The sequence below is a fragment of the Peribacillus psychrosaccharolyticus ATCC 23296 genome (genome assembly GCF_000305495.1).
Taxonomy (GTDB): Bacteria; Bacillota; Bacilli; order Bacillales; family DSM-1321; genus Peribacillus; species Peribacillus psychrosaccharolyticus.
Genome location: NZ_AJTN02000230.1, coordinates 99,295 through 120,544, shown reverse-complemented (window position 1 = coordinate 120,544; position 21,250 = coordinate 99,295). Strand labels below are relative to the sequence as shown.

The 21,250-nt window shown below is 40.1% G+C and carries 17 protein-coding genes, 1 pseudogene and 2 riboswitches; of the genes and pseudogenes, 4 read left to right on the top strand and 14 right to left on the bottom strand.

Annotated features, from left to right (window positions below):
* Positions 1-4: 4 nt before the first annotated feature.
* The 3 genes from WYK_RS18280 to WYK_RS18270 form a co-directional block, all read right to left on the bottom strand.
* Positions 5-673 (bottom strand): methionine ABC transporter permease, encoded by a 669-nt coding sequence (locus tag WYK_RS18280; protein ID WP_040375891.1) that lies wholly within the window; start codon positions 671-673, stop codon positions 5-7.
* Complete coding sequence (locus WYK_RS18275) at positions 666-1,700, bottom strand: methionine ABC transporter ATP-binding protein (RefSeq protein WP_040375890.1); 1,035 nt, start codon at positions 1,698-1,700, stop codon at positions 666-668. The genes WYK_RS18280 and WYK_RS18275 overlap by 8 nt, the downstream gene beginning before the upstream one ends.
* A 171-nt stretch (positions 1,701-1,871) precedes the next feature.
* A riboswitch (SAM riboswitch) is annotated at positions 1,872-1,982 on the bottom strand.
* A 117-nt stretch (positions 1,983-2,099) separates the two neighbouring features.
* On the bottom strand, positions 2,100-3,413 hold the full coding sequence (locus tag WYK_RS18270) for an O-acetylhomoserine aminocarboxypropyltransferase/cysteine synthase family protein (RefSeq protein WP_040375889.1): 1,314 nt from the start codon (positions 3,411-3,413) through the stop codon (positions 2,100-2,102).
* A 106-nt stretch (positions 3,414-3,519) separates the two neighbouring features.
* Positions 3,520-3,626, bottom strand: a riboswitch (SAM riboswitch).
* 410 nt (positions 3,627-4,036) lie between these two features.
* Between WYK_RS18270 and WYK_RS18265 the strand changes: the two genes are divergently transcribed.
* A complete protein-coding gene (locus WYK_RS18265) occupies positions 4,037-8,368 on the top strand; it encodes a S8 family serine peptidase (protein ID WP_040375888.1) in 4,332 nt (1,443 codons plus the stop codon).
* 705 nt (positions 8,369-9,073) lie between these two features.
* Here the strand turns inward: WYK_RS18265 and WYK_RS18260 are convergent.
* The 7 genes and pseudogenes from WYK_RS18260 to WYK_RS18230 form a co-directional block, all read right to left on the bottom strand.
* Entirely contained in the window at positions 9,074-9,385 is a 312-nt protein-coding gene (locus WYK_RS18260; RefSeq protein WP_040375887.1) for a thioredoxin family protein, read from the bottom strand.
* Between the two features lie 9 nt (positions 9,386-9,394).
* Complete coding sequence (locus WYK_RS18255) at positions 9,395-9,736, bottom strand: toprim domain-containing protein (RefSeq protein WP_040375886.1); 342 nt, start codon at positions 9,734-9,736, stop codon at positions 9,395-9,397.
* Between the two features lie 80 nt (positions 9,737-9,816).
* Positions 9,817-10,200 (bottom strand): glycine cleavage system protein GcvH, encoded by a 384-nt coding sequence (gcvH, locus tag WYK_RS18250; RefSeq protein ID WP_040375885.1) that lies wholly within the window; start codon positions 10,198-10,200, stop codon positions 9,817-9,819.
* Positions 10,201-10,238: 38 nt separating this feature from the next.
* Positions 10,239-10,595: an arsenate reductase family protein gene (locus WYK_RS18245; RefSeq protein WP_040375884.1), complete on the bottom strand. Its 357-nt coding sequence runs from the start codon at positions 10,593-10,595 to the stop codon at positions 10,239-10,241.
* 171 nt (positions 10,596-10,766) lie between these two features.
* Positions 10,767-12,551, bottom strand: a complete 1,785-nt coding sequence (locus WYK_RS18240; protein WP_040375883.1) for an acyl-CoA dehydrogenase family protein — start codon at positions 12,549-12,551, stop codon at positions 10,767-10,769.
* A 27-nt stretch (positions 12,552-12,578) separates the two neighbouring features.
* Positions 12,579-13,757: an acetyl-CoA C-acetyltransferase gene (locus tag WYK_RS18235; protein ID WP_040375882.1), complete on the bottom strand. Its 1,179-nt coding sequence runs from the start codon at positions 13,755-13,757 to the stop codon at positions 12,579-12,581.
* A 37-nt stretch (positions 13,758-13,794) separates the two neighbouring features.
* Positions 13,795-16,223, bottom strand: a pseudogene (locus tag WYK_RS18230) (3-hydroxyacyl-CoA dehydrogenase NAD-binding domain-containing protein).
* 177 nt (positions 16,224-16,400) lie between these two features.
* On the opposite strand from WYK_RS18230, the gene WYK_RS24165 reads away from it, so the two are divergent.
* A complete protein-coding gene (locus WYK_RS24165) occupies positions 16,401-16,526 on the top strand; it encodes a YuzL family protein (RefSeq protein WP_081704954.1) in 126 nt (41 codons plus the stop codon).
* Between the two features lie 46 nt (positions 16,527-16,572).
* On the opposite strand, the gene WYK_RS18225 is transcribed toward WYK_RS24165, so the two are convergent.
* A complete protein-coding gene (locus WYK_RS18225; RefSeq protein WP_040375881.1) occupies positions 16,573-17,487 on the bottom strand; it encodes a proline dehydrogenase family protein in 915 nt (304 codons plus the stop codon).
* Positions 17,488-17,667: 180 nt separating this feature from the next.
* On the opposite strand from WYK_RS18225, the gene WYK_RS18220 reads away from it, so the two are divergent.
* Positions 17,668-17,937, top strand: a complete 270-nt coding sequence (locus WYK_RS18220) for a hypothetical protein (protein ID WP_040375880.1) — start codon at positions 17,668-17,670, stop codon at positions 17,935-17,937.
* A 17-nt stretch (positions 17,938-17,954) separates the two neighbouring features.
* Positions 17,955-18,290, top strand: coding sequence for a spore coat protein (locus tag WYK_RS18215; RefSeq protein WP_040375879.1), 336 nt, complete (start codon positions 17,955-17,957; stop codon positions 18,288-18,290).
* A gap of 32 nt (positions 18,291-18,322) precedes the next feature.
* On the opposite strand, the gene WYK_RS18210 is transcribed toward WYK_RS18215, so the two are convergent.
* The 3 genes from WYK_RS18210 to WYK_RS18200 form a co-directional block, all read right to left on the bottom strand.
* Positions 18,323-18,574, bottom strand: a complete 252-nt coding sequence (locus WYK_RS18210) for a DUF2573 family protein (protein WP_040375878.1) — start codon at positions 18,572-18,574, stop codon at positions 18,323-18,325.
* 55 nt (positions 18,575-18,629) lie between these two features.
* Positions 18,630-19,664, bottom strand: coding sequence for a GGDEF domain-containing protein (locus WYK_RS23440; RefSeq protein ID WP_051387659.1), 1,035 nt, complete (start codon positions 19,662-19,664; stop codon positions 18,630-18,632).
* Between the two features lie 160 nt (positions 19,665-19,824).
* Positions 19,825-20,997 carry an FtsW/RodA/SpoVE family cell cycle protein gene (locus tag WYK_RS18200; protein WP_040375877.1) on the bottom strand — a complete coding sequence of 391 codons (1,173 nt, stop codon included), beginning with the start codon at positions 20,995-20,997 and terminating at the stop codon, positions 19,825-19,827.
* Between the last annotated feature and the right edge of the window lie 253 nt (positions 20,998-21,250).

Genomic DNA, 21,250 nt, shown 5'->3' with positions numbered 1-21,250 from the left:
CTAATTATCGTTTGTCTAATTTCGTTGTGAAAAAGTCACCAATGATCTGAATAATAAACACAATTAATAAAATGATAATCGTAGCGATTAGCGTAACATCATTTTGACCTCTCTGATAACCATCCAGATATGCAAGGTTACCGAGACCGCCTGCTCCAATTACCCCAGCCATCGCTGTATACCCAACAAGTGCAATTGCAGTAACCGTGATACCGGATATAAGGGCTGGTAAGGACTCTGGAATCAACACTTTCCAAATAATCGTATTGATTGTTGCTCCCATTGACCGTGAAGCTTCTATAACACCCTTGTCAATTTCACGTAATCCTATTTCGACCATCCTCGCATAAAAAGGAGCTGCACCGATTATTAACGCAGGAAGAGCTGCATTTTCACCAATCATTGAACCCATAACGGCCCTGGTAAATGGAATGAGAAGGACAATTAAGATGATAAATGGAATGGATCTGAATATATTTACAAATGCGCTAATGACCACATTAACAGGACGGTTTTCCCATATGTTTCCCTTTGATGTCAAAAATAACACCAGGCCAAGGACAATTCCTAATATGAAAGTTGCTACAATCGATATTCCTGTCATATAAAGTGTTTCGTACGTTGCTTCTATCATTTCTTCCCAATCAACGTTAGGTAATAACTCTTCAATCATGTGAAATCACCTCCACGCCGACCTGCTGCTCTTTGATATATTGTATGGCCTGGTCCATTTCTGCCTGAGCACCATCGATATGAATAAACAACGTACCGTATGATCCATGTTGTGTTTGCGAAATTCTCCCTTGAACAATATTGACATCCAGCTTGAATGAACGAACTAGCTGAGTAATTAATGGACTCTCGGTCGATTCTCCGACAAATGTCAGCTGAATAACCCTGCCTTCTGGGAAGCGTTCCAATAAATGCTCAATTGTTTCCTTCGTTTCTTCCGGCTCGGTTACTTGTTGAACAAATCTCTTCGTAATCGGTTGAGCAGGATTACGGAAGACATCCAGAACAGGACCTTGTTCAACCACTTGCCCGCTTTCCATAACGGCAACACGGTGGCAAATCTTCCGAATGACATGCATTTCATGGGTAATCAAAACAATCGTCAAACCCAATCGCTTATTGATATCAACCAGAAGTTCGAGAATCGAGTCAGTAGTCTGCGGGTCGAGGGCTGAAGTTGCCTCATCACAAAGAAGTACTTTGGGATTGTTCGCGAGTGCTCTAGCAATTCCAACCCTTTGCTTCTGTCCACCGCTTAACTGAGAAGGATACGCGTCTTCTCTGCCTTCGAGACCGACCAGCTTAATCAATTCATTTACTCTTTTTTTCGCTTCAGTTTTCGAAACACCGGCAATTTCCAGAGGAAAAGCAATATTATCAGAAACCGTTCGAGACCAGAGCAGATTAAAATGTTGAAAAATCATGCTGATTTCTTGTCGAGCTTTTCTAAGTTCTGTACCTTTGATTTTAGATATTTCCCGTCCTGCCACCATTACTGAGCCATCCGTTGGTGTTTCTAAACCATTCAACATCCGAATTAACGTGCTTTTGCCTGCTCCGCTATATCCAATGATTCCGAAAATTTCACCTTGATCTATCTTCATGCTGACATTATCGACAGCTTTTATTAAACCACCTTGTGCCAAGCCCGTTCGAAAGGACTTACTTATTTGTGATAATGTTATCAATAATCTCACCTCTTTATTCAATACATTCTATGAACTTAGTAAACTTCCTCTCAAGAAAAGCCTTCACATATATCGTTTCTCATTTCACGCTAAACATGTATTAAACCCTCAGCTAAGAAACAAAAAAACCTTTCCGCAAGAGCAGAAAGGCTGGCTAAGAAACTAACCGTCCTCTCATCTCCCAAAGCATCATTGCTTTGTGTGAATTGGCACCTTTCCAAGGTATTCCTTGTCGGTTGCCGGGCTTCAAAGGGCACATCCCTCAGCCTCTCTTGATAAGAGTAAAACGTATATGTGATTGAAGGTTTCCCTTCGTTAAAAGTCCATAATAATTATTATAAAACAATATCATGAATAAAGAGATGGTGTCAATCAATAACATCTAGTGTCCAGATGATATTAAATGGTTTTAACTGAGGTACTCGTAATCCCTGTTGCTTTTCCAATACCTTCTTCGAGCGCCTCAATTAAATCTTCAACGTTTTCAATGCCGACCGATAGGCGTACGAGGTCAGCACTAACCCCTGATTTTAGTAATTCCTTATCATTTAATTGTTGATGAGTTGTACTTGCTGGATGAATAATTAAACTCTTAGCATCGCCTACATTGGCAACATGTGACCATAACTCGATGGAGTTAATCAATTTCGCTCCTGCATCACGGCCGCCATTAATTCCAAAGATGATAATGGACCCTGCACCCTTTGGCAAATATTTATCAACGAGTTTTTTATCAGGATGATTATCATTACCTGGATAAGTTACCCAACTGACAGCGGGATGGTTTTCCAGATAGGTTACAATTTCTTTCGTATTGGCTAGATGCTCCTTCATTCTCACATGAAGAGTTTCTAATCCTAGCGTAAATTGGTACGCACTTTGTGCACTCAATGTCGGACCAAAATCACGAAGCAATTGCACACGTGCCTTTGTTATGAACGCAGCCGGACCCACTGCTTCACTGAAAACAATCCCGCCGTAGCTCGGATCAGGTTCCGTAAAGCCAGGAAAATTGGGCGAATTCCAGTCAAAGTTTCCACCGTCAACAATAATACCGCCCAATGTCGTCCCGTTACCAAGCAGCCATTTAGTTGCCGAATGGATCACAATATCAGCTCCGAATTCAATCGGACGGCATAGATAAGGTGTTGCAAAGGTATTATCAATAATCAACGGTATACCATTTTCATGAGCAATGTCAGCAATGGTCTCAATATCTAATACAGTTAAACTTGGATTACCAATGGTTTCTCCAAAAATCGCCTTAGTTTTCGGCGTAATTGCTTTTCTAAAGTTTTCTGGGTCCTCAGGTGAAACAAAGTGAACCTTTATCCCATACTTAGGCAGTGTATTGGCAAATAAATTGTATGTTCCTCCATAAAGGGTTGAAGCTGCTACAATTTCGTCCCCTGCTCCAGCTAGATTGAGGATGGCTAAGGAAATAGCAGCCATTCCACTTGCAACCGCAAGAGAGCCAATCCCTCCTTCTAGCAGTGCAACCCTTTCCTCAAATACTGTCACAGTTGGATTATGAATCCTTGTATATATATAGCCCGCTTCCTTTAATCCAAATAAATTGGCGGCATGCTCTGTGTCTTTAAATAAATAGGCATTACTTTGATGAATAGGCAGAGAACGTGCTCCTGTTTCATCCGTCTGTAATCCTCCATGAATACTCACTGTTTCAAACCGATAACTTTTTTCTTCTGACATTGTCTCATCTCTCCCTTATTAATCTTATTCTTGATATATAAGCTTTTGAAGGATTTGTAAGAACAAAAAAACCTCATCTGATTTAAGAAGAAGTTTTTAGGAACTCTCCTTATCTTTCAGAGCTTATACTCTGCTGGAATTAGCACCGTGTATTAAAAACATACCGGTTGCCGGGTTTCAAAGGGCCAGTCCCTCCACCTCTCTTGATAAGAACATATTTAATTATCAGATTATTACCTTGTAGGAAATATATCACGAGCAGAAGACTACGTCAATATTAAATTCAGAATTTTCCACCTTTATAACCATTTTTATATCTCTTCATGCCCAAAAGTTCTTTTGGCACCTGTATAAAAGCATATTTTGCCCGTAAATAGTAAGCCGGTTTTTCCATAACTCCTCACTAAGGCCTCATTTATCCTATTTGGATATTCCTACCAATTATTCATTTTCCATTTGCACTGATTTTCAAGACAAAATATGACAAAGTTTTCTTTGAACAGTTCGCTATTATTAAAGCAGCATCAGTGTCCTTCATACTGTCCGACTATGCAAAGGGAGGGTAGCTGAATAATAGAACGGACTCATTTTGTTCTTTGACATTCGAATAGGGGGAAGGAAATTTGCCAAAAAAACGAGAAAGAAAATGGTTGGCTTTATTATTTTCGATTTTGCTGTTCACATCCCTGATTATTCCGACAAACTCCACCATTGCTTCGACAAGTACACTTCATACCTCTGCAAAAGATAGTGTTTTAGGAAAAGAACAAAAGAAGATTGCTCCTACAGTCCTTTCACAATTTAAAGAAAATAAAGAAGTTACCTTCCTAATTAAATTCAAAGAACAAGTGGATACCAACAAAGTATCTACCAAAGCTGCTGCTATAGCCAAAACACAAAAACTATCAGCTAACCAATCAAAACTACTTAAACGCTCTACTCTTGTATCCGAGCTTCGGTCTACTGCACTAGAAACACAGGTAAATGTTAAAGACTATTTAGACAAACAGGAAAAAGCAGGTCATGCAAAGGATCTTCAATCCTTTTATATCGTCAATGCGATGGCGGTAACAGCATCCAAGGACGTAATGGAGCAGCTTGCTGTTTACCCTGAGGTAGCTAAAATCCTGCCAAATGAAGTCAGACAGTTAATTCAACCAGATAGTAAAACCAAAATATCTAATGCAGTGAACGGCTCTACTGCTGTAAAAAGCAAAGCCGATACGTCTGCCATAGAGTGGAATATCGATAAAATCGGTACACCAGCTGTATGGGACATGGGGATCGATGGAGCAGGAACCGTAATCGCCTCTATCGATACAGGTGTTCAATGGAATCACCCTGCATTAAAAACGAAATACCGTGGGTATAATCCTGCAAACCCAAACACCGCTGACCATGAATACAATTGGTTGGATGCGGTGGGTGGACAGGCTTCACCCTATGATGATTTAGGACATGGAACACATACCATCGGAACCATGGTTGGATCTGAAGAAAATGGATCCAATCAAATCGGTGTTGCTCCCGGAGCAAAATATATTGCTGTTAAAGCCTTTTCTGCAAGCGGCGGTTCTGATATTGATTTATTAGAAGCTGGTGAATGGGTTCTTGCACCAAAAGATGCTGCTGGAAATCCACATCCTGAAAAGGCACCGGATGTAGTAAACAATTCATGGGGCGGGGGTGCTGGTCTTGATGAGTGGTACCGTCCAATGGTTCAAGCATGGAAATCAGCTGAAATATTCCCTGAATTTTCTGCTGGAAATACAACCCTGACTAATCCCGGTGGTGCAGGTTCTATTGCCAACCCGGCAAACTATCCAGAATCCTTTGCAACAGCGGCCACAGATCTAAATAATCAAATTGCCAGCTTTTCCTTACGTGGACCTTCACCCTATGGAGAAATCAAACCAGATATTTCTGCACCAGGAGTGAATATTCGTTCATCTGTTCCTGGAGGTACGTATGAAGGCGGTTGGAATGGCACGTCAATGGCTGGTCCTCACGTGACAGCTGTAGCTGCGCTGCTTCGACAAGTTAATGCGAGTTTAACCGTTGATGAGCTCGAGGAAATCCTCCTTACAACGGCCACTCCCTTAACGGATGCTGCTTATTCGACAACACCAAATAATGCATATGGCCATGGCTTAGTAAATGCATTTGATGCGGTTTCCTCAATTGTAAGCGGACTTGGAAAAATCGAGGGAAGAGTTTCGAAAGACGGCGATGACACAGAACCAGCTGTTATCCATCACCAAGGTCCTGACAGTTCGTATAAGAATATGGATCTAACTCTAACAGCTGAGGTAACTGATAATATCAGTGTTTCAGAAGTCCATGTGAAGTATCAAAAAGCAGATAATACTTGGGCGGAAGTAAAAGCGGATCGAGTAAGCGGTGATTTCAAATCAGGCACCTACGAAGCAACGATTCCAGCTTCAGCATTAACAGAAGATTCCATTGTCTATAAATGGACAGCTACGGACTTTGGCGGATCTGTTACTACAACTGAAAATGATACTGTCGAATTGATTCCTGGAATCAGCGTCGGCTACACGGAGGATTTTGAACAAAATCCTGTAGGTTGGACTAAATTCGGCACGAACAATGACTGGGATTGGGGTATCCCAACCAGCGGACCTGGTTCGGCTTCTTCCGGAGAGAAGGTCTACGCTACAAACCTTGCCGGAAATTATTCAAACAGCGCCAATATGAGCTTAAAAATGCCTCCAATTGATTTACCGGAAGGTTCAAGCTATTTACAATTTAAGCATTGGTATGAGCTTGAAAGAAACTATGACTTTGCTCATGTATTCATCTCAACAGATGGAATCAATTATGTTCAAGCAGCGCGATTCAATGATAAATCGACTACTTGGATTGATGGTGAAGTAAACCTAAGTGAATATGCCGGCCAACGAGTCTATATTGCTTTTAATGTCACGACAGATGCTTCCATCCCTAAACCTGGCTGGTATATCGATGATGTTAAACTGAGCAATACGTCTCTGCTTCCAACTACAAAAGCAAAAGCAGGAATTAGTTTAGGCAACAATGATTCTTCCGTTTCAGCTAAACCCGCAGTTGACCCGGATAAAATTAAACCAATCTTTGAAAAAGCCAAACAAGAACCTGAAAAAGAACAACCTGTTCCTGTACTTCTTCCTCTACAAGCTCAAGTAAGTGTACTTGAGACTGGAAGATCTGTGTACACAAACCCTCAAGATGGTACCTACCAATTAACACATGCAACAGGGTCATTTACGTTACAAGCAGAAACATACGGCTACCGTTCACAGACAAAAACCGTGACAGTCGAACAAGACGCTGTCTCAACAGCTAACTTTACCCTTCAAGAAATACCTAAAGGGACGGTTAATGGTACGATAACAAACAAAATCACGGGTGAACCAGTATCAGGTGCAACGATTTACTTGGTTGAAGATGCTGCAATCCAGCCCGTAGTAACGAATTCAAATGGTGAGTATTCGATAACGGCTTACGAAGGAGATTACACGTTAAAAGTTGTAGCACCTTCCTATTATGGAAGCGAAGCTGCCGTTACTCTTTCAGAAGGTAATACGGCCACTAAAGATTTCGAGCTTAAACCGTTCATTGGGTATCCTGATGAAATAAAGTATGATGATGGCACAGCAGAAAATGCTCGTTCATTCAATGCAGCCGGAAATAGCTGGGCGGTAAAAATGTCACTGGCTAATGGTAATAAAACGGCCAATGTGACAGGTGCTCTCTTCCGTTTCTGGGATACGACATGGCCATTACCAGGTGGAACCGAATTTGAAGTCTCCGTCTACGATGCAACAGGTACAGACGGATCACCAGGCAAAAAACTTGCCGGACCATTTACCGAAACAGCATTACGGAATGGTCAATGGACACATGTTGATTTAAGTACACACGGAATTATGGTTGAAGGCGACTTCTTCGTCGTTTACACTCAAACAAAAGCGAATCCTAACTCTCCAGGACTCGCAACAGATGAAGATGGTCCGAATGCAAAACGCAGCTGGCAGGGAGTCAGCGGTGCATGGTCACTTTCTCCTGAAGAAGAAGGAAATTACATGATTCGTGCAACCGTGGATTATGAAGTAAAAGAACCTGTCATTACTTCTCCAAAAGACGGCACTTATACGAATCAAAAAGAAGTAACGATTGAAGGTACCTCCGCACCAACAACAGCTGTCGACATCTTTAATAAAGGTGAAAAAATAGCTACTGCTAATTCGACAGACAGTGGAACCTTCACAGTTCCTGTTACCCTAACTAACGGAGAAAACATTTTGACTGCTAAGGCACGGACAGACAAAGGCTCCACTGAAGCATCTGCTCCTGTCAAAATTATCTTGGATACACTTAAGCCAGAACTAGAAATCACATCACCTGTGAACGGCTCTAAGTCGAATCGCGAAACGGTTACAGTTACGGGTAAGGTTACTGATGAAAACCTTGATTGGGTTAAAGTGAATGGTCAAAAAGCAGCAATCAAAGATCAGACCTTCACTTATCGCCTTGTTCTCGATGAAGGCATCAATACAATCAAAGTTATTGCACAAGATAAAGCAAGCAATAAAATCACGAAAACAATCTCAATTGATGTAAAATACACAGCTCCTGAGATTTCAACGTTAGTACCGAATGCAGATAAAATCCTAAAAAACGGTGAATCAGTCAAAATAGAATTTGACAGCGAACCAGGCTTAACCGCCGACTTCACTATTTTGATGCCGCTGACAAATGCAGGTGGGGTTGCAAACGCAACAGACTTGCCAATGAAGGAAACCTCCTCAGGTCATTACGTCGGCTACTATACGGCCACAACGAATGTAAAGGCACCTGGCGCAGTTATTGAAGTGAAAATAGCTGACAGCTACGGAAATGTAACCATCAAACGCGCCGAAGGTAAGCTTTGGATTAACGCAAAAAAAGAATAAGCATACCGCCGCATACCCGTTACTAAACTGGGTATGCGGTTTTTTTAACTTTATAGTGAAGTGTCGACGCTGCTGAATATGAGGTTGAAATGACTTCGGGCCGAATCGGAGTATTCGAGTATTCAATAGCTGAGGTTTCTAGGCTATCCCCCTCCCATTCAGCGTGTTTTGTCCAGAATGCGTCATCAAATAAGAAAAAAACTTTTAAAATCAAACGAAAAAGAGAAAGTTACTCTATTTTTAAAAGCTAAAACCTAAAAAGCTGAAAATGAAGTTTACTCTATTAAGGAAATTGAGATCATTCAGCTTCGGGCCGAATAAAACCCGGTTTGGGCCGAATCATCTTGAGTTTGGGCCGAATAACTCCTAATTTGGGCAGAATCAGAGTATTCGAGTCTTCAATCGATGAGGTTTTGAAGACAATCCCCCTCCCATTCAGCGTGTTTTGTACAGAATGCGTCATCAAAAGGACAAAAAGACTTTTAAAATCCAAAACGAAAAAGAGAAAGTTACTCTATTTTTAAAAGCTAAAACCAAGGGAAGTTTGCTCAATTGAGGAAATCTAGATCATTCAGCTTCGGGCAGAATCAGAGTATTCGAGTCTTCAATCAATGAGGTTTCGAAGACAATCCCCCGCCCATTCAGCGTGTTTTGTCCAGAATCGTTAATTATATAAAAAAATCCTTATCTTCTAGGAGACAAGGATCAAGCGTTCAAAGTTTTTAATTCTTCATATAGATATGGTACTGATTGAAAGGCGTAGATTTTCTTAGTTAGTGTTCCATTTTTGAATAACATCAGGCATGGGACACTTTCTACTTCGTATTGATGGGCAACCTTCTGCATAAAGTTTAGGTTCATCTTCCCGCATTCCAATTCTTGCAGTAGTTCTAATGATACATTCATCATTTTAGAAGCGACCATACAGGTGCCGCACATCGGGGTGTATAAGTATAAACAAAACGTTCGTTTCCACTGAATGGCTAGGTTCAATTCAGTCTCCGTCCACTCTTTCATGTAATCCAGTCATCCTCTTTTCACTTCTATTTTTCCTGCTGATAATACGTCAGCCAAATGGTGTAAAGGTGCATCTGCAACTTGACGATACACTCGATCAATATATAAATGCGAAGCATTCGGCATTTCACGCAGCAATTTTTTGCGCAGCTTCTCACCTGATTCATCAGCATCGACAAGAATGTAGACATCCTTATCTGTCAGCTCATCAACCAGTTCATCAAGCCGTGTGATAGATATGGTCCCATTTGTACAGATAATTTCCAGCTTCTCGTTAAGAATTTGTGTGACTTTTCGTTTATCCGTCACTCCTTCAACAATTAACACTTTATCTGAGCATTCGTTTTCCAATACAAATCACCTGTTTCTTCATGATTGTGTAAATAAAAAAACAGAGAAGGGCAATGCCCCTCCCCACCTGCACACATAACTTAACCTTCGTTTGTCATTTCGTCGTATTGTTCCGCAGTCATCAAGTTTTCAATTTCACTTTTGTCTGCCGGCTCAATAACGACCATCCATGCTTTTTCATATGGGGATTCATTAACGAACTCAGGGTTATCATTTAATTCTTCATTAATAGCAATGATTTTGCCGCTGATCGGTGCATACAATTCAGAGACTGTTTTAACAGATTCAACGCTGCCAAATGGTTCATTAGCTTTTAATTCAGCGCCTACTTCCGGAAGCTCAACAAAAACGATATCACCTAGTTCAGCCTGAGCGAACTGTGTGATTCCAACTCTTGCCGTTTCACCTTCTGTTTGTACCCATTCATGCTCTTTTGAATAACGAAATTCCTTTGGTGCTGCCATTATGAATTCCCCCCTATATTATGTAGACTAGAGCCTTATCAGCCCCAGGTCTTCGCGTACTCTTCTTCTTTAAAGCCTACTGTTACTTTATTCCCATCTGATACAATAGGTCTTTTTATCAACATGCCATCTGTAGCTAGTATATCAAGCATTTCAACTTCAGTTGCATCCTTCAGCTTGTCCTTCAAACCAAGTTCCCGGTATTTCTGGCCGCTGGTATTAAAGAATTTCTTTAACTCTAAACCACTTGTTCGATACAGCTCTTCCAATTGCGATCTGGATGGCGGATTTTCGAGCAAATGAATCGCTTCATATTCCAACCCCTGCTGATCAAGCCATTTTTTTGCATTACGGCAAGTACTGCATTTAGGATACCAATAAAATGATAGAGACATTTTTTCACCACCTACAAATAGAATACCCGTTTTTTCTTTTCAATACAAAAAATCAGCTGTATAAACAGCGTTGACTCTATGTTCTATCATACTAAAAAAATACCGTGGTGTATCTAAACAAATTAAAAAAAGAAGTACCCCCGCAGGGATACTCCTTTTGAGATTTAATGATTAGAGGACAAATTTTTCAGCATCAATAATTTTAACTGCTGCTTCACGTTTCTTCGCAATTACATTGATTGGGTTATGACGAGTTAATTTACGGAATGAAGAAAGCATGATCCGTAATGTATCGCCTGTTTCAACAGCAATCAATGTTTCTTTCGCATGCTGTTCAATTTGGTTAAATGCTTCTTGAACAAAAATTTCTGTGTAAAGAACTTTTTGTTGGTTCTTTTCAAGTCCAGTTGCAGCGATTGCTTTTTCTGTCCGCAGTACAGCCGATTCTGCAGCATAGGCTAGTGAAACAATATCAGCAATATTCACAAGAACTTCTTGCTCTTTATCTAGTTCTTTGCCATACTTTTGTGCAGCTAATCCAGCTGCTAAGATACCAATTTTTTTGGCGTTGCTGACAAGCATTTTCTCTTGTGATAATGGCTCATCACCAGGTTCTTCAGGCATCATCATCATTAATTCCTCTTGAAGAGCTTGTGCCTTCTGGAATAATGGAAGCTCGCCTTTAAGCGCTTTTTTCAGGTATGTTCCAGGAACGAGTAAACGGTTAATTTCATTTGTTCCTTCAAAAATACGATTAATTCTTGAATCACGGTAGGCTCTCTCAATCTCATATTCTTGCATGAAGCCGTATCCGCCATGAAGCTGAACGCCTTCGTCAACCACATAATCAAGGACTTCAGAAGCGAAGAATTTATTGAGTGAACACTCAATTGCATATTCAGCAATCGACTTAGCTACTTCTTTACCATCTTTGATTTCATCAGCAGAAAGCTGGCTCATTCTTTGCTCAAACAGACCCACGGTACGGTAAACGGAGCTTTCCGCTGCATAGATTTTAGAAGCCATTGTAGCCAGTTTTTCTTTTGTTAGATTGAAAGAAGAGATTGGCGTTTTGAACTGTTGACGCTGGTTTGTATATCCAGCTGCAAGTTCAAATGCACGCTTCGCTCCGCCTACTACACCTACACCTAACTTATAACGACCGATATTTAAAATATTAAAGGCAATCACATGGCCTCTGCCTGCTTCTCCAAGTAGGTTCTCAACCGGCACCTGTGCATCTTCTAGGATTAATGTCCGTGTAGAAGAGCTCTTAATGCCCATTTTCTTTTCTTCAGCACCCGTTGAAACACCTGAGAAACTACGTTCAACGATAAAAGCTGAAAACTTATCGCCATCAATTTTTGCATACACAACAAATACATCTGCAAAGCCAGCGTTAGTGATCCATTGTTTTTCACCATTCAACACGTAATGCGTACCTTCTGCATTAAGTTTAGCCGTTGTTTTTGCTCCTAACGCATCTGATCCCGAGCTTGGCTCAGTCAGTGCATAGGCAGCAAGCAGTTCACCGCTTGCAAGAGCCGGTAAGTATTTTTGCTTTTGCTCCTCGTTGCCGAATAGGACGATTGGCAGTGAACCAATCCCCACATGGGCACCATGAGTAATACCGAAACCGCCGGCGCGCGCCATTTTTTCAGCAATTAGTGCTGAACTGATTTTATCAAGTCCAAGTCCGCCGTATTCTTCAGGTACATCTGCTCCAAGCAATCCAAGTTCTCCAGCTTGCTTTAGAAGCTCCACTGAATTTTCAAATTCGTGGTTTTCTAATTTTTCTACCTTAGGAAGAACTTTGTTAAGAACAAAATCCTCAGTTGTTTTCGCAATCATTTTTTGCTCATCTGAATAGTCTTCTGGCGTAAACATTTGTTCATACGTAATATCTTCTAATAAAAAGGCTCCACCTTTGAGCAGGTTTTCAGTTTGATTAGACATATATAATGACCTCCTGAATTTTATTATTTAAGCTAACAGTTCAAATACTCCAGCAGCACCCATACCGCCGCCGATACACATAGTCACAATCCCAAATTGAGTGTTTCTGCGTTTCATTTCATGCAATAGACTCAATGTTAACTTCGCACCAGTACAGCCAAGCGGATGGCCAAGTGCAATAGCGCCGCCGTTCACATTAACGATCTCTTCATTCAAGCCAAGTTTACGAATGATCTGGATGGATTGAGAAGCAAAGGCTTCGTTCAGTTCAAAAAGACCAATATCAGATAGTTCTAGGCCAGCCAATTTAAGCGCCTTCGGAATAGCTGCCACAGGACCAATTCCCATAATTTCCGGAGGTACTCCCGCTACTGCAAATGAGCGGAATCTGCCCATCGCTTGAAGTCCAAGTGATGACGCTTTTTCACTGTCCATAACCATAACCGCGGCAGCTCCATCACTCGTCTGTGATGAGTTACCAGCCGTAACCGATCCAGTAACAGAGAATGCTGGTCGTAATTTCCCCAAAATTTGAGAAGTAGTTCCCTCGCGGACACCTTCATCTTGTGAGAATTGAAACGTTTTTTCTTGTAATCGATTATCTTTTCCCACAGACCGAAGCGTTACATCAACTGGTACGATTTCATCAGCGAACTTTCCTTCAGCGATGGCTTTAGCCGCTTTTTGATGACTGCGTACAGCAAAAGTATCCTGATCTTCACGAGAAATACCAAACTGTCTAGCTACTTCCTCTGCTGTGTGCCCCATTCCCATATAATATTCTGGTGCCGTTTCAGCAAGCACACGGTTCGGACGAGTGACATGGCCCATCATTGGGACAAGACTCATTGATTCTGCTCCGCCTGCAAGAACTGTATCACTTTGTCCAAGCATAATCCGTTCTGCACCGTAAGCTATACTTTGTAATCCGCTTGAACAATATCGGTTAATGGTAATGGCCGGTACATCGTGCTTAAGACCAGCTAACGCACCGATATTTCTTGCCATATTCAGCCCTTGCTCAGCTTCAGGCATAGCGCATCCAATGATCAGGTCATCAATTGTACCTTCATAATTTCCCGCACGCTTCAACGTTTCTTTTACAACAAGAGCCCCTAGGTCATCTGGACGGACATTGGCAAGTGAACCTTTTTTTGCCTTGCCCACCGGAGTCCTTGCTCCAGCTACTATTACCGCTTCTCTCATGAGGATCCCCCTTAAATTTTCTAGTAAGCTAGTGATTTTAGTTACGTAACGGCTTCCCTTTAACAAGCATATTTTGCATCCGCTGCTGCGACTTTGGCATTTGGATTAAGCTTAGGAACGCTTCTTTTTCTAGGTTAAGAATATACTGCTCATCAACTTCTGTTCCAAACGGAACCAAGCCTCCAGCCAGTACAAAAGCTAATTTCTTCGCGATCACCATATCATGGTCAGAAATGAAACCTGTTAATCTCATAGATTCTGCTCCTAATAGAAGAGCGGCATAACCTGTTTCACCAACTACTGGAATCTTGGTTTTAGCTGGTGCTGTATATCCCTCTTCATAGAGAGCAAGAGCAGCCTGTTTAGCATCATGAATTAGGTGGTCAGGATTAATACTGATTCCATCGGCAAAATTCAAGAAGTTATTTTCGCGTGCTTCTTCACCAGAAGTGGATACCTTCGCGGTTGCAATCGATTCAAAGACGTTATTCGCGACTTTTTGAAGATCGAACTCAACATTCTTTGGCATGCTTTTCAGTGTTTTAACATAAAGCTCTTTTGCTCCGCCGCCTCCTGGAATTAAACCGACACCCGCTTCGACAAGTCCCATATATGTTTCAGTTGATGCCTGGATTTTTGCAGCAGGCAAGCAAACTTCTGCACCACCGCCAAGTGTCATATTAAATGGGGCAGCAACAACTGGACGTGAGCTATATTTAATTTTCAGCATTGCTTTATGGAATTGAGTGATGACCATATCCAGTTCAAAGATATTATCATCCTGTGCTTCCATGAGCATCATCGCGATATTCGCGCCAACACAGAAGTTCTTCCCTTGGTTCCCGATCACAAGCCCTTTATAATTTGCTTCCACTTCATCAATGGATTGATTAATCATTTGAATGATATCCATGCCAATTGCATTATTAGGTGAAGTGAATTCTAAAAGTGCTATGCCGTCGCCAATATCAATTAGACTTGCACCACTATTTTTCTTAATGACACCTTTTTGTTTTTTATTTGTTTTAAATTGATAACTTTTGGATTTTCCTGCAATGGTTTGTATTCACCATTGTTATAGTAAGAAACAACACCATCTTCTTCCTTATAGAAAGAAGTGAAGCCATTTGCCAACATTTCAGTCACCCATTGGGGAACCTTTTTACCTTCTTGCTCAAGGCGGGAAACGGATTTTTCTAGACCAATGCTATCCCATGTTTCAAATGGACCTGTTGACCATCCAAAGCCCCACTTCATCGCCTGATCGATAGAAACGATATCATCAGCAATTTCTCCCGTAAGTTCTGCTGAATAGAGAAGAGCCGGAGTTAAAATGTCCCATAAAAGCTGACCAGCACGATCTTCACTATATACAAGCGCTTTCATTTTGTTGCCAAGGCCTTTTGCTTGTTTCGCCATCTCAACGGATGGAGCTTTTAATTTTTTCCTTGCAACATATTCTAATGTTTCTGGATCTAATTCAAGAATTTCTTTTCCTTTTTTAAGGAAGAATCCTTGACCAGATTTACTGCCGTACCAACCATTATCCAGCATTTTAGTTACGAAATCCGGCAAAGTGAATACGTCTTTTTCTTCGCCGTCAACTTGGTCATACACGTTTTTCGCAACATGTGCAAAGGTATCTAGTCCGACCACATCAAGTGTACGGAATGTTGCACTTTTTGCTCTGCCAATCAGCGGGCCTGTTATTGAGTCCACTTCACCGACACTGTAACCGCCTTTCAGCATTTCTCTAACAGTTACAAGCAACCCATACGTACCAATTCGATTGGCAATGAAGTTTGGTGTGTCTTTCGCTTCTACTACCCCTTTACCAAGAACATCTTCACCAAACTGTTTCATAAAAGTAAGAACGTTTGGATCGGTTGCTTTCGTTGGAATGACTTCAAGCAGTTTCAAATAGCGCGGTGGATTAAAGAAATGTGTGCCTAAGAAATTTTTCTGGAAGTCTTCAGAACGTCCTTCTGCCATGGCCTCAATTGAAATACCAGATGTATTGGAGCTGATGATGCTGCCTGGTTTTCGGAATTGATCAACCTTAGTGAAAACATCCTTCTTAACTGCAAGATTTTCAACCACAACTTCTATAACCCAATCCACTTCACTTAATCGTTGTAAATCATCTTCAAAATTTCCCGCCTCGATAAGCGCAAGGTGTTTTTTTGAGGTAAGTGGAGCTGGTTTTTGTTTAAGCAGCTTTGTAATCGCTGATTGACTAAAGCGATTACGTACTTGTTTATCATTAATAGTAAGTCCTTTTTTCTTTTCATCCTCTGATAGTTCACGAGGTACGATATCCAATAATAAAGTTGGAATGCCAATGTTCGCAAGGTGTGCAGCAATCCCTGATCCCATAACTCCCGACCCTAAAACAGCAGCCTTTCGTATTTGTCGAACCAAGTTTAAATCCCCCTTACATAATGTATTGAATGAATGCTCATTCATTTTTATTTCAAAAAAATATCAACAATTTATTCCTATTACAAATATAAAATATTCCAGAAGATTTCGCAATCAAAAGTAACCAAAAAATGTTTATTTTTTTACATTTATTTCTTTAAGCAGAATCTGAGTAAATAATCCCGCATTAGAAAAAATAATAAAGGCGGAGGTGAATACAAGATGAAACGTAAACGAAATCCCTCAAAAGGTGCGGTCAGCGCTGCAAGTGTTAAGGGAAACGCTGGACCGGGTGAACAACAGGAAAAAAACAAAGTAAACAGTCAAAACAATCAATATAAAAAATAAGCTGAACGGAACCAAGTCTCATGAACGCTTGGTTCCGTATTAATCTTTATTTAAACATTCCTTTCAGAACAAATGCTACATTTGCCGGTCTTTCCGCAAGCCGCCGCATGAAGTAACCATACCAATCCGTTCCATATGGAACGTAGACTCGCATTTTATACCCTTCAGCAGCAAGCTCAAGCTGCCGTTCATTTCGAATCCCAAACAGCATCTGAAATTCAAATTGATTATACGGAATATTATATTCCTTTACTAACTGTTTAGTGTATTCAATGATCGCATCATCATGCGTAGCAATGGCCGTATAATTTCCATTTTCTAAATGCATCCGAATAATGTTTTTATAGTTTTCATCGACATTCTTCTTTTCTAGGAAAGCCACATCAGGTGATTCTTTGTATGCACCCTTAACAAGACGAAGATTAGGTTGATACTCATTTAATTCTCGAATATCTTGTTCTGTGCGGTAAAGATAAGCTTGGATTACGGTACCGATATTGTCATATTCCCTTTTTAACTTCTTAAAAATTTCGATTGTCTTACCGCATCGTTCGTAATCTTCCATATCAATTGTAATAAACACATTATGTTCTTGCGCTTTATCAAGAATTCTTCGCATGTTATTCATGACAACGTTTTCATTCAAGTCCAGACCCATTGACGTTAATTTTAAAGAAAGCTGTGAGTTGAGACCCCGTTTACCAATCTCTTCAATCGCAATGAGACAATTATCAGCCATTTCATTCGCTTCTTTTTCGTTATCCACAAATTCACCTAGGTAATCTATCGTTACAGCTAACCCTTGATCATTTAAATCCTTAATCGCTTCTGCCGCAAAATCGATTGTTTCTCCAGCCACAAACCGTTTTGCTCCAAAGCGCAGTCCATATCTTTTAGCCAATTTTGTCATACCTCTATTTTTCGATAAAAACAGAAAAAAATCTCTCATTGCTTTCTCCATATTGCTGCCTCCTGTATCCCTCCCTTTTATCAAGCAAGGGGAAAACTATCGTAAGATTATATTACCATTTATTTAATATATTGGATATATAATTTAAATCTTCAAAATTATTTATTTTGAATAGTTTTTTTGGACAGGGGGAAGGTAAGAAAGTTCGTTTAATTGAAAAGGAGGATACAAATGCAGAACCAATCATTTGAACAGTCCAATCAGCAGCAAACACAAAGCACGATGGCACAACCTCCAAAGGTCATAACATCTAAGGATGCTCTCTATATTACAGACATGCTTTCATGGAATTTGTTAGCACTTAAAAAGGCCTATTTCTACGCAACGCAGTGCACGGACCCTCAGCTTGTCACAGCCATAAATGAATGTGGACAAATGCACCAAAGACATTACGAAAAAATTCTCTCACACCTGGATCCTGGTCAACAACAACTACAATAGTCAGAGGAGGCTTTCCTATGAATAATCAAAACCAAAATAAAGTTCAGAATCCAGAAACACCAGTACCTAAAACGCCGCAAATGAACGAGCGGGATTTTATCAATGATCTTTTAAGCACGGAAAAGTACATGAAAAGTTCCTATGATACGGCGATTAATGAAGCAAGCCATCAAGAGTTATATCAAGACATTCTTTCTATCTATAATGAAACAGCTGATATGCAGCGGAATTTATACAATCTAATGTTCCAAAAAGGCTGGTACAGTCTCGAAAAAGCCGAGACACAGAAAATAAGCCAATCACATCAACAATTTACTGACTACGAAAACCAATTTCCTTATTCTCTTCATTAATAAGAAAAGGAGGCATTACGCCTCCTTCATTATTATTCAGCTGGTTTATTGCGGTGAGCATCATTCAATTGCTTAATCTCCGCAATAAGCTGTATCATTTCTTGTTTGCCGTCTGGATAGATGTGATTCCAATGCTTGACCAGTGCAGGCATGGTTTTTGAAATTTGAGTATATAACGCATAATAACGAACTTTTTCCTTTAGTTCTTCCTCGCCGCTTCCAAGCAATAGCTCTGAATATTTTTCAAGCAGTGCTTCAAACTGTTCTGTAAACTGTTCAGTCATCTAATTCCTCCTTTACCTGCCTCAATTATTTAATAGTATGAATGATTGACTAGAATTAGCAAGCCTGACGCCTGTTCCGCTTCGCTTCATATAACTGATTATCCGCTGATTGCACATACTTCTCTACATTCTCCATGTCCTGAGGAACAAAAGTAGTTGCTCCAGTACTTACGGTAACATAGGCACGGTCAGTCGACACTGAATGTGGTATTTTCAAATCTTCTACCGCTTGCTCTAACATGGCTGCCAGCTTCTTGCTTGTATGAACATCCGTATTAGGAAGGATGACCGCAAACTCTTCACCGCCATAACGGAATACTTTTCCTAAATCATGGACCGTTTTCTCCAAGATTTTCGCTATTTTTTTAAGACAGATATCTCCTTCGATATGACCGTATGTATCATTAAACTTCTTAAAATAATCAATATCAAGCATAATCAACGTCATTGGCTTTTTTTGTTTACGCATGTCCTCCCATATGTCATGTAAATAATCCTCGAAATAACGCCGGTTTGGAATTCCAGTTAACCCATCTGTTAAGGATAGGTGCTTCAAGTAATTATTACGGTTTTGCATTTCATTTCTATATTGAAGTAAGAAAGATACTTCTGTAAAAACGATAACTACTTCATCTATTCGGCTCTTCTTCGAGAGAACTGGATTTGTGTGCACAAGAAGCCATTTCTCTTGACCGTTGGTTTTATGCTTTAAACCAATCATTTGGTTTTGCATGGGCTGCTTATTCCTTAGCGTTACAACAGAGGGTCGTTCTTCCTGTGCTATAGGTAAACCATACTCATCTATAAGCGCCCAAAGGTCCATCGTTTCAGAAGAATCAGCAAACAGAATTTCTTTCCCTTTTTCATTAATTGTCGTCATCTTTCCTTTATGATTAAAGGTTGCGGTTCCAAAGTGAATAAGGTTATTCTGTTGGTTTGCCTTAATCCTCTCCGTTTTATATAAATGGCTTACACTGCATCCATATATCACCCCAACGATTAACAGGTAGACAAGATGTATGTTGAATAACAGCCCCATCATAATAATAACTAGTAAACAACTATGGCTTTTTTTTAAGTTGGTATGCATGCTCTAGTCCCCCGGGTTAAGTTTCTATGTTTCCTATTCCCTTTATACCAGGACTAAAAACCTATATATTCAGTTTTTACCTTTTCCACCCTTAAATACACCTAAAAAATGCCTGTTGTTAATGACCTAAATACTAGGTATTAACAACAAGCAGCTTTTTCTAACTATTAGATGAAAACATGTATTTCTTATAATGATAGCGGATGCTGAAGATCAGTCCCATTGCCATCATATTCCCCATTAGAGAACTTCCTCCATAACTGATAAATGGAAGAGGAATACCCGTAATCGGCAAAACGCCAATCGTCATTCCGATATTTTGGAAGACGTGGAAAGTAACCATACTAATCACACCGACACAGAGATATGTATAATAACGATTTTTCGTATACATGCCAGTTTTGGTTAAATGATATATTAATAAGAAAAATAAACTAATCAAAATACTTGAACCAACGAAACCAAATTCTTCGCCAATCACACTGAAGATAAAATCGGAATGGCTTTCCGGAAGGTAGACTTCACGAGAACCGATACCTTTACCTGTCGTTTGACCTGAACCAATTGCCAGCAGTGACTTAGTCAGCTGAAAGCCTGTTGTACTCGAGTAGTTATACGGATCAAGCCAAGAGTAAATCCTGCCGAACTGATATTCCTTTACACCCAAATATTTTTCTAGGAAGGCTGGCTGTTTCAATACTAAATATAAAATCAATGATCCAATTGAAGCAACCGCTGATACAATCGGTAAAAGGATTTTCCAGGATATACCTGAAATAAACATCATCCCCAGCATGATGGCTAAAAACACCATTGATGTCCCAAGGTCAGGCTGCTGCATAACGAGTGCAAGTGGAACCATTGTAACAATCCCTAATTTAATCAACAGCCACAAATCTGATTTTATTGTTTTTATGATGAATTTAGGATGATGACTAGAGATCGTTTTAGCCAATCCCATGATGAGAAAGACCTTCATAAACTCCGACGGCTGAATAGAGCCAATTGCCGGAATGATGAACCAACTCTTTGCCCCATTTCGAACTGGTACGATACTTTCTGGTGCAACAATAAGTAAAAGTAACAAGAATAGTCCAAAACCGTAAGCATACCAGGAAATTTTCAGTAATTGATCGGAATCTAAAGTAATTACCGCTGCGATAATGCCCACACCAACGGCATACCAGAATATTTGTTTTACTAGAAAATTTTCAGTATATTGCCCTGTTGTCATTGCACTGTAAATGGCGATACAACTAGACATACATAATAGAAATAAGATAAAAACTAAGGTGTAGTCGATGCGATTTGAAAATCTATTTTGCTGTTCCATTTTAAATCTCCCCTAACAATGCAGCACTACTTAAAGCCATTTATCCATTATACTTTATCCAAGCAAAATCTCAACTATATCGAAGGATGGATAATATTTCATATTGCGCATTGAGGAATCCATATTTTTACTTTTCGTTTTCTTTTTTTAACTTTAATGCTCCATAAGCAAGCAGCAATTCTACACTGCAAAGCAAGATTAGCAGACCTATTCCCATCAAAATCTCCATACTGATTCCCTCCCTATCGCTTTA

Coding starts and splice junctions, on each gene's coding strand:
- WYK_RS18280 (WP_040375891.1), bottom strand. CDS start 673: ATGATTGAAGAGTTATTACCTAACGTTGATTGGGAAGAAATGATAGAA.
- WYK_RS18270 (WP_040375889.1), bottom strand. CDS start 3,413: ATGTCAGAAGAAAAAAGTTATCGGTTTGAAACAGTGAGTATTCATGGA.
- WYK_RS18260 (WP_040375887.1), bottom strand. CDS start 9,385: ATGAAAGAGTGGACGGAGACTGAATTGAACCTAGCCATTCAGTGGAAA.
- gcvH (WP_040375885.1), bottom strand. CDS start 10,200: ATGGCAGCACCAAAGGAATTTCGTTATTCAAAAGAGCATGAATGGGTA.
- WYK_RS18245 (WP_040375884.1), bottom strand. CDS start 10,595: ATGTCTCTATCATTTTATTGGTATCCTAAATGCAGTACTTGCCGTAAT.
- WYK_RS18240 (WP_040375883.1), bottom strand. CDS start 12,551: ATGTCTAATCAAACTGAAAACCTGCTCAAAGGTGGAGCCTTTTTATTA.
- WYK_RS18235 (WP_040375882.1), bottom strand. CDS start 13,757: ATGAGAGAAGCGGTAATAGTAGCTGGAGCAAGGACTCCGGTGGGCAAG.
- WYK_RS24165 (WP_081704954.1), top strand. CDS start 16,401: ATGAAACGTAAACGAAATCCCTCAAAAGGTGCGGTCAGCGCTGCAAGT.
- WYK_RS18225 (WP_040375881.1), bottom strand. CDS start 17,487: ATGGAGAAAGCAATGAGAGATTTTTTTCTGTTTTTATCGAAAAATAGA.
- WYK_RS18220 (WP_040375880.1), top strand. CDS start 17,668: ATGCAGAACCAATCATTTGAACAGTCCAATCAGCAGCAAACACAAAGC.
- WYK_RS18215 (WP_040375879.1), top strand. CDS start 17,955: ATGAATAATCAAAACCAAAATAAAGTTCAGAATCCAGAAACACCAGTA.
- WYK_RS18210 (WP_040375878.1), bottom strand. CDS start 18,574: ATGACTGAACAGTTTACAGAACAGTTTGAAGCACTGCTTGAAAAATAT.
- WYK_RS23440 (WP_051387659.1), bottom strand. CDS start 19,664: ATGCATACCAACTTAAAAAAAAGCCATAGTTGTTTACTAGTTATTATT.
- WYK_RS18200 (WP_040375877.1), bottom strand. CDS start 20,997: ATGGAACAGCAAAATAGATTTTCAAATCGCATCGACTACACCTTAGTT.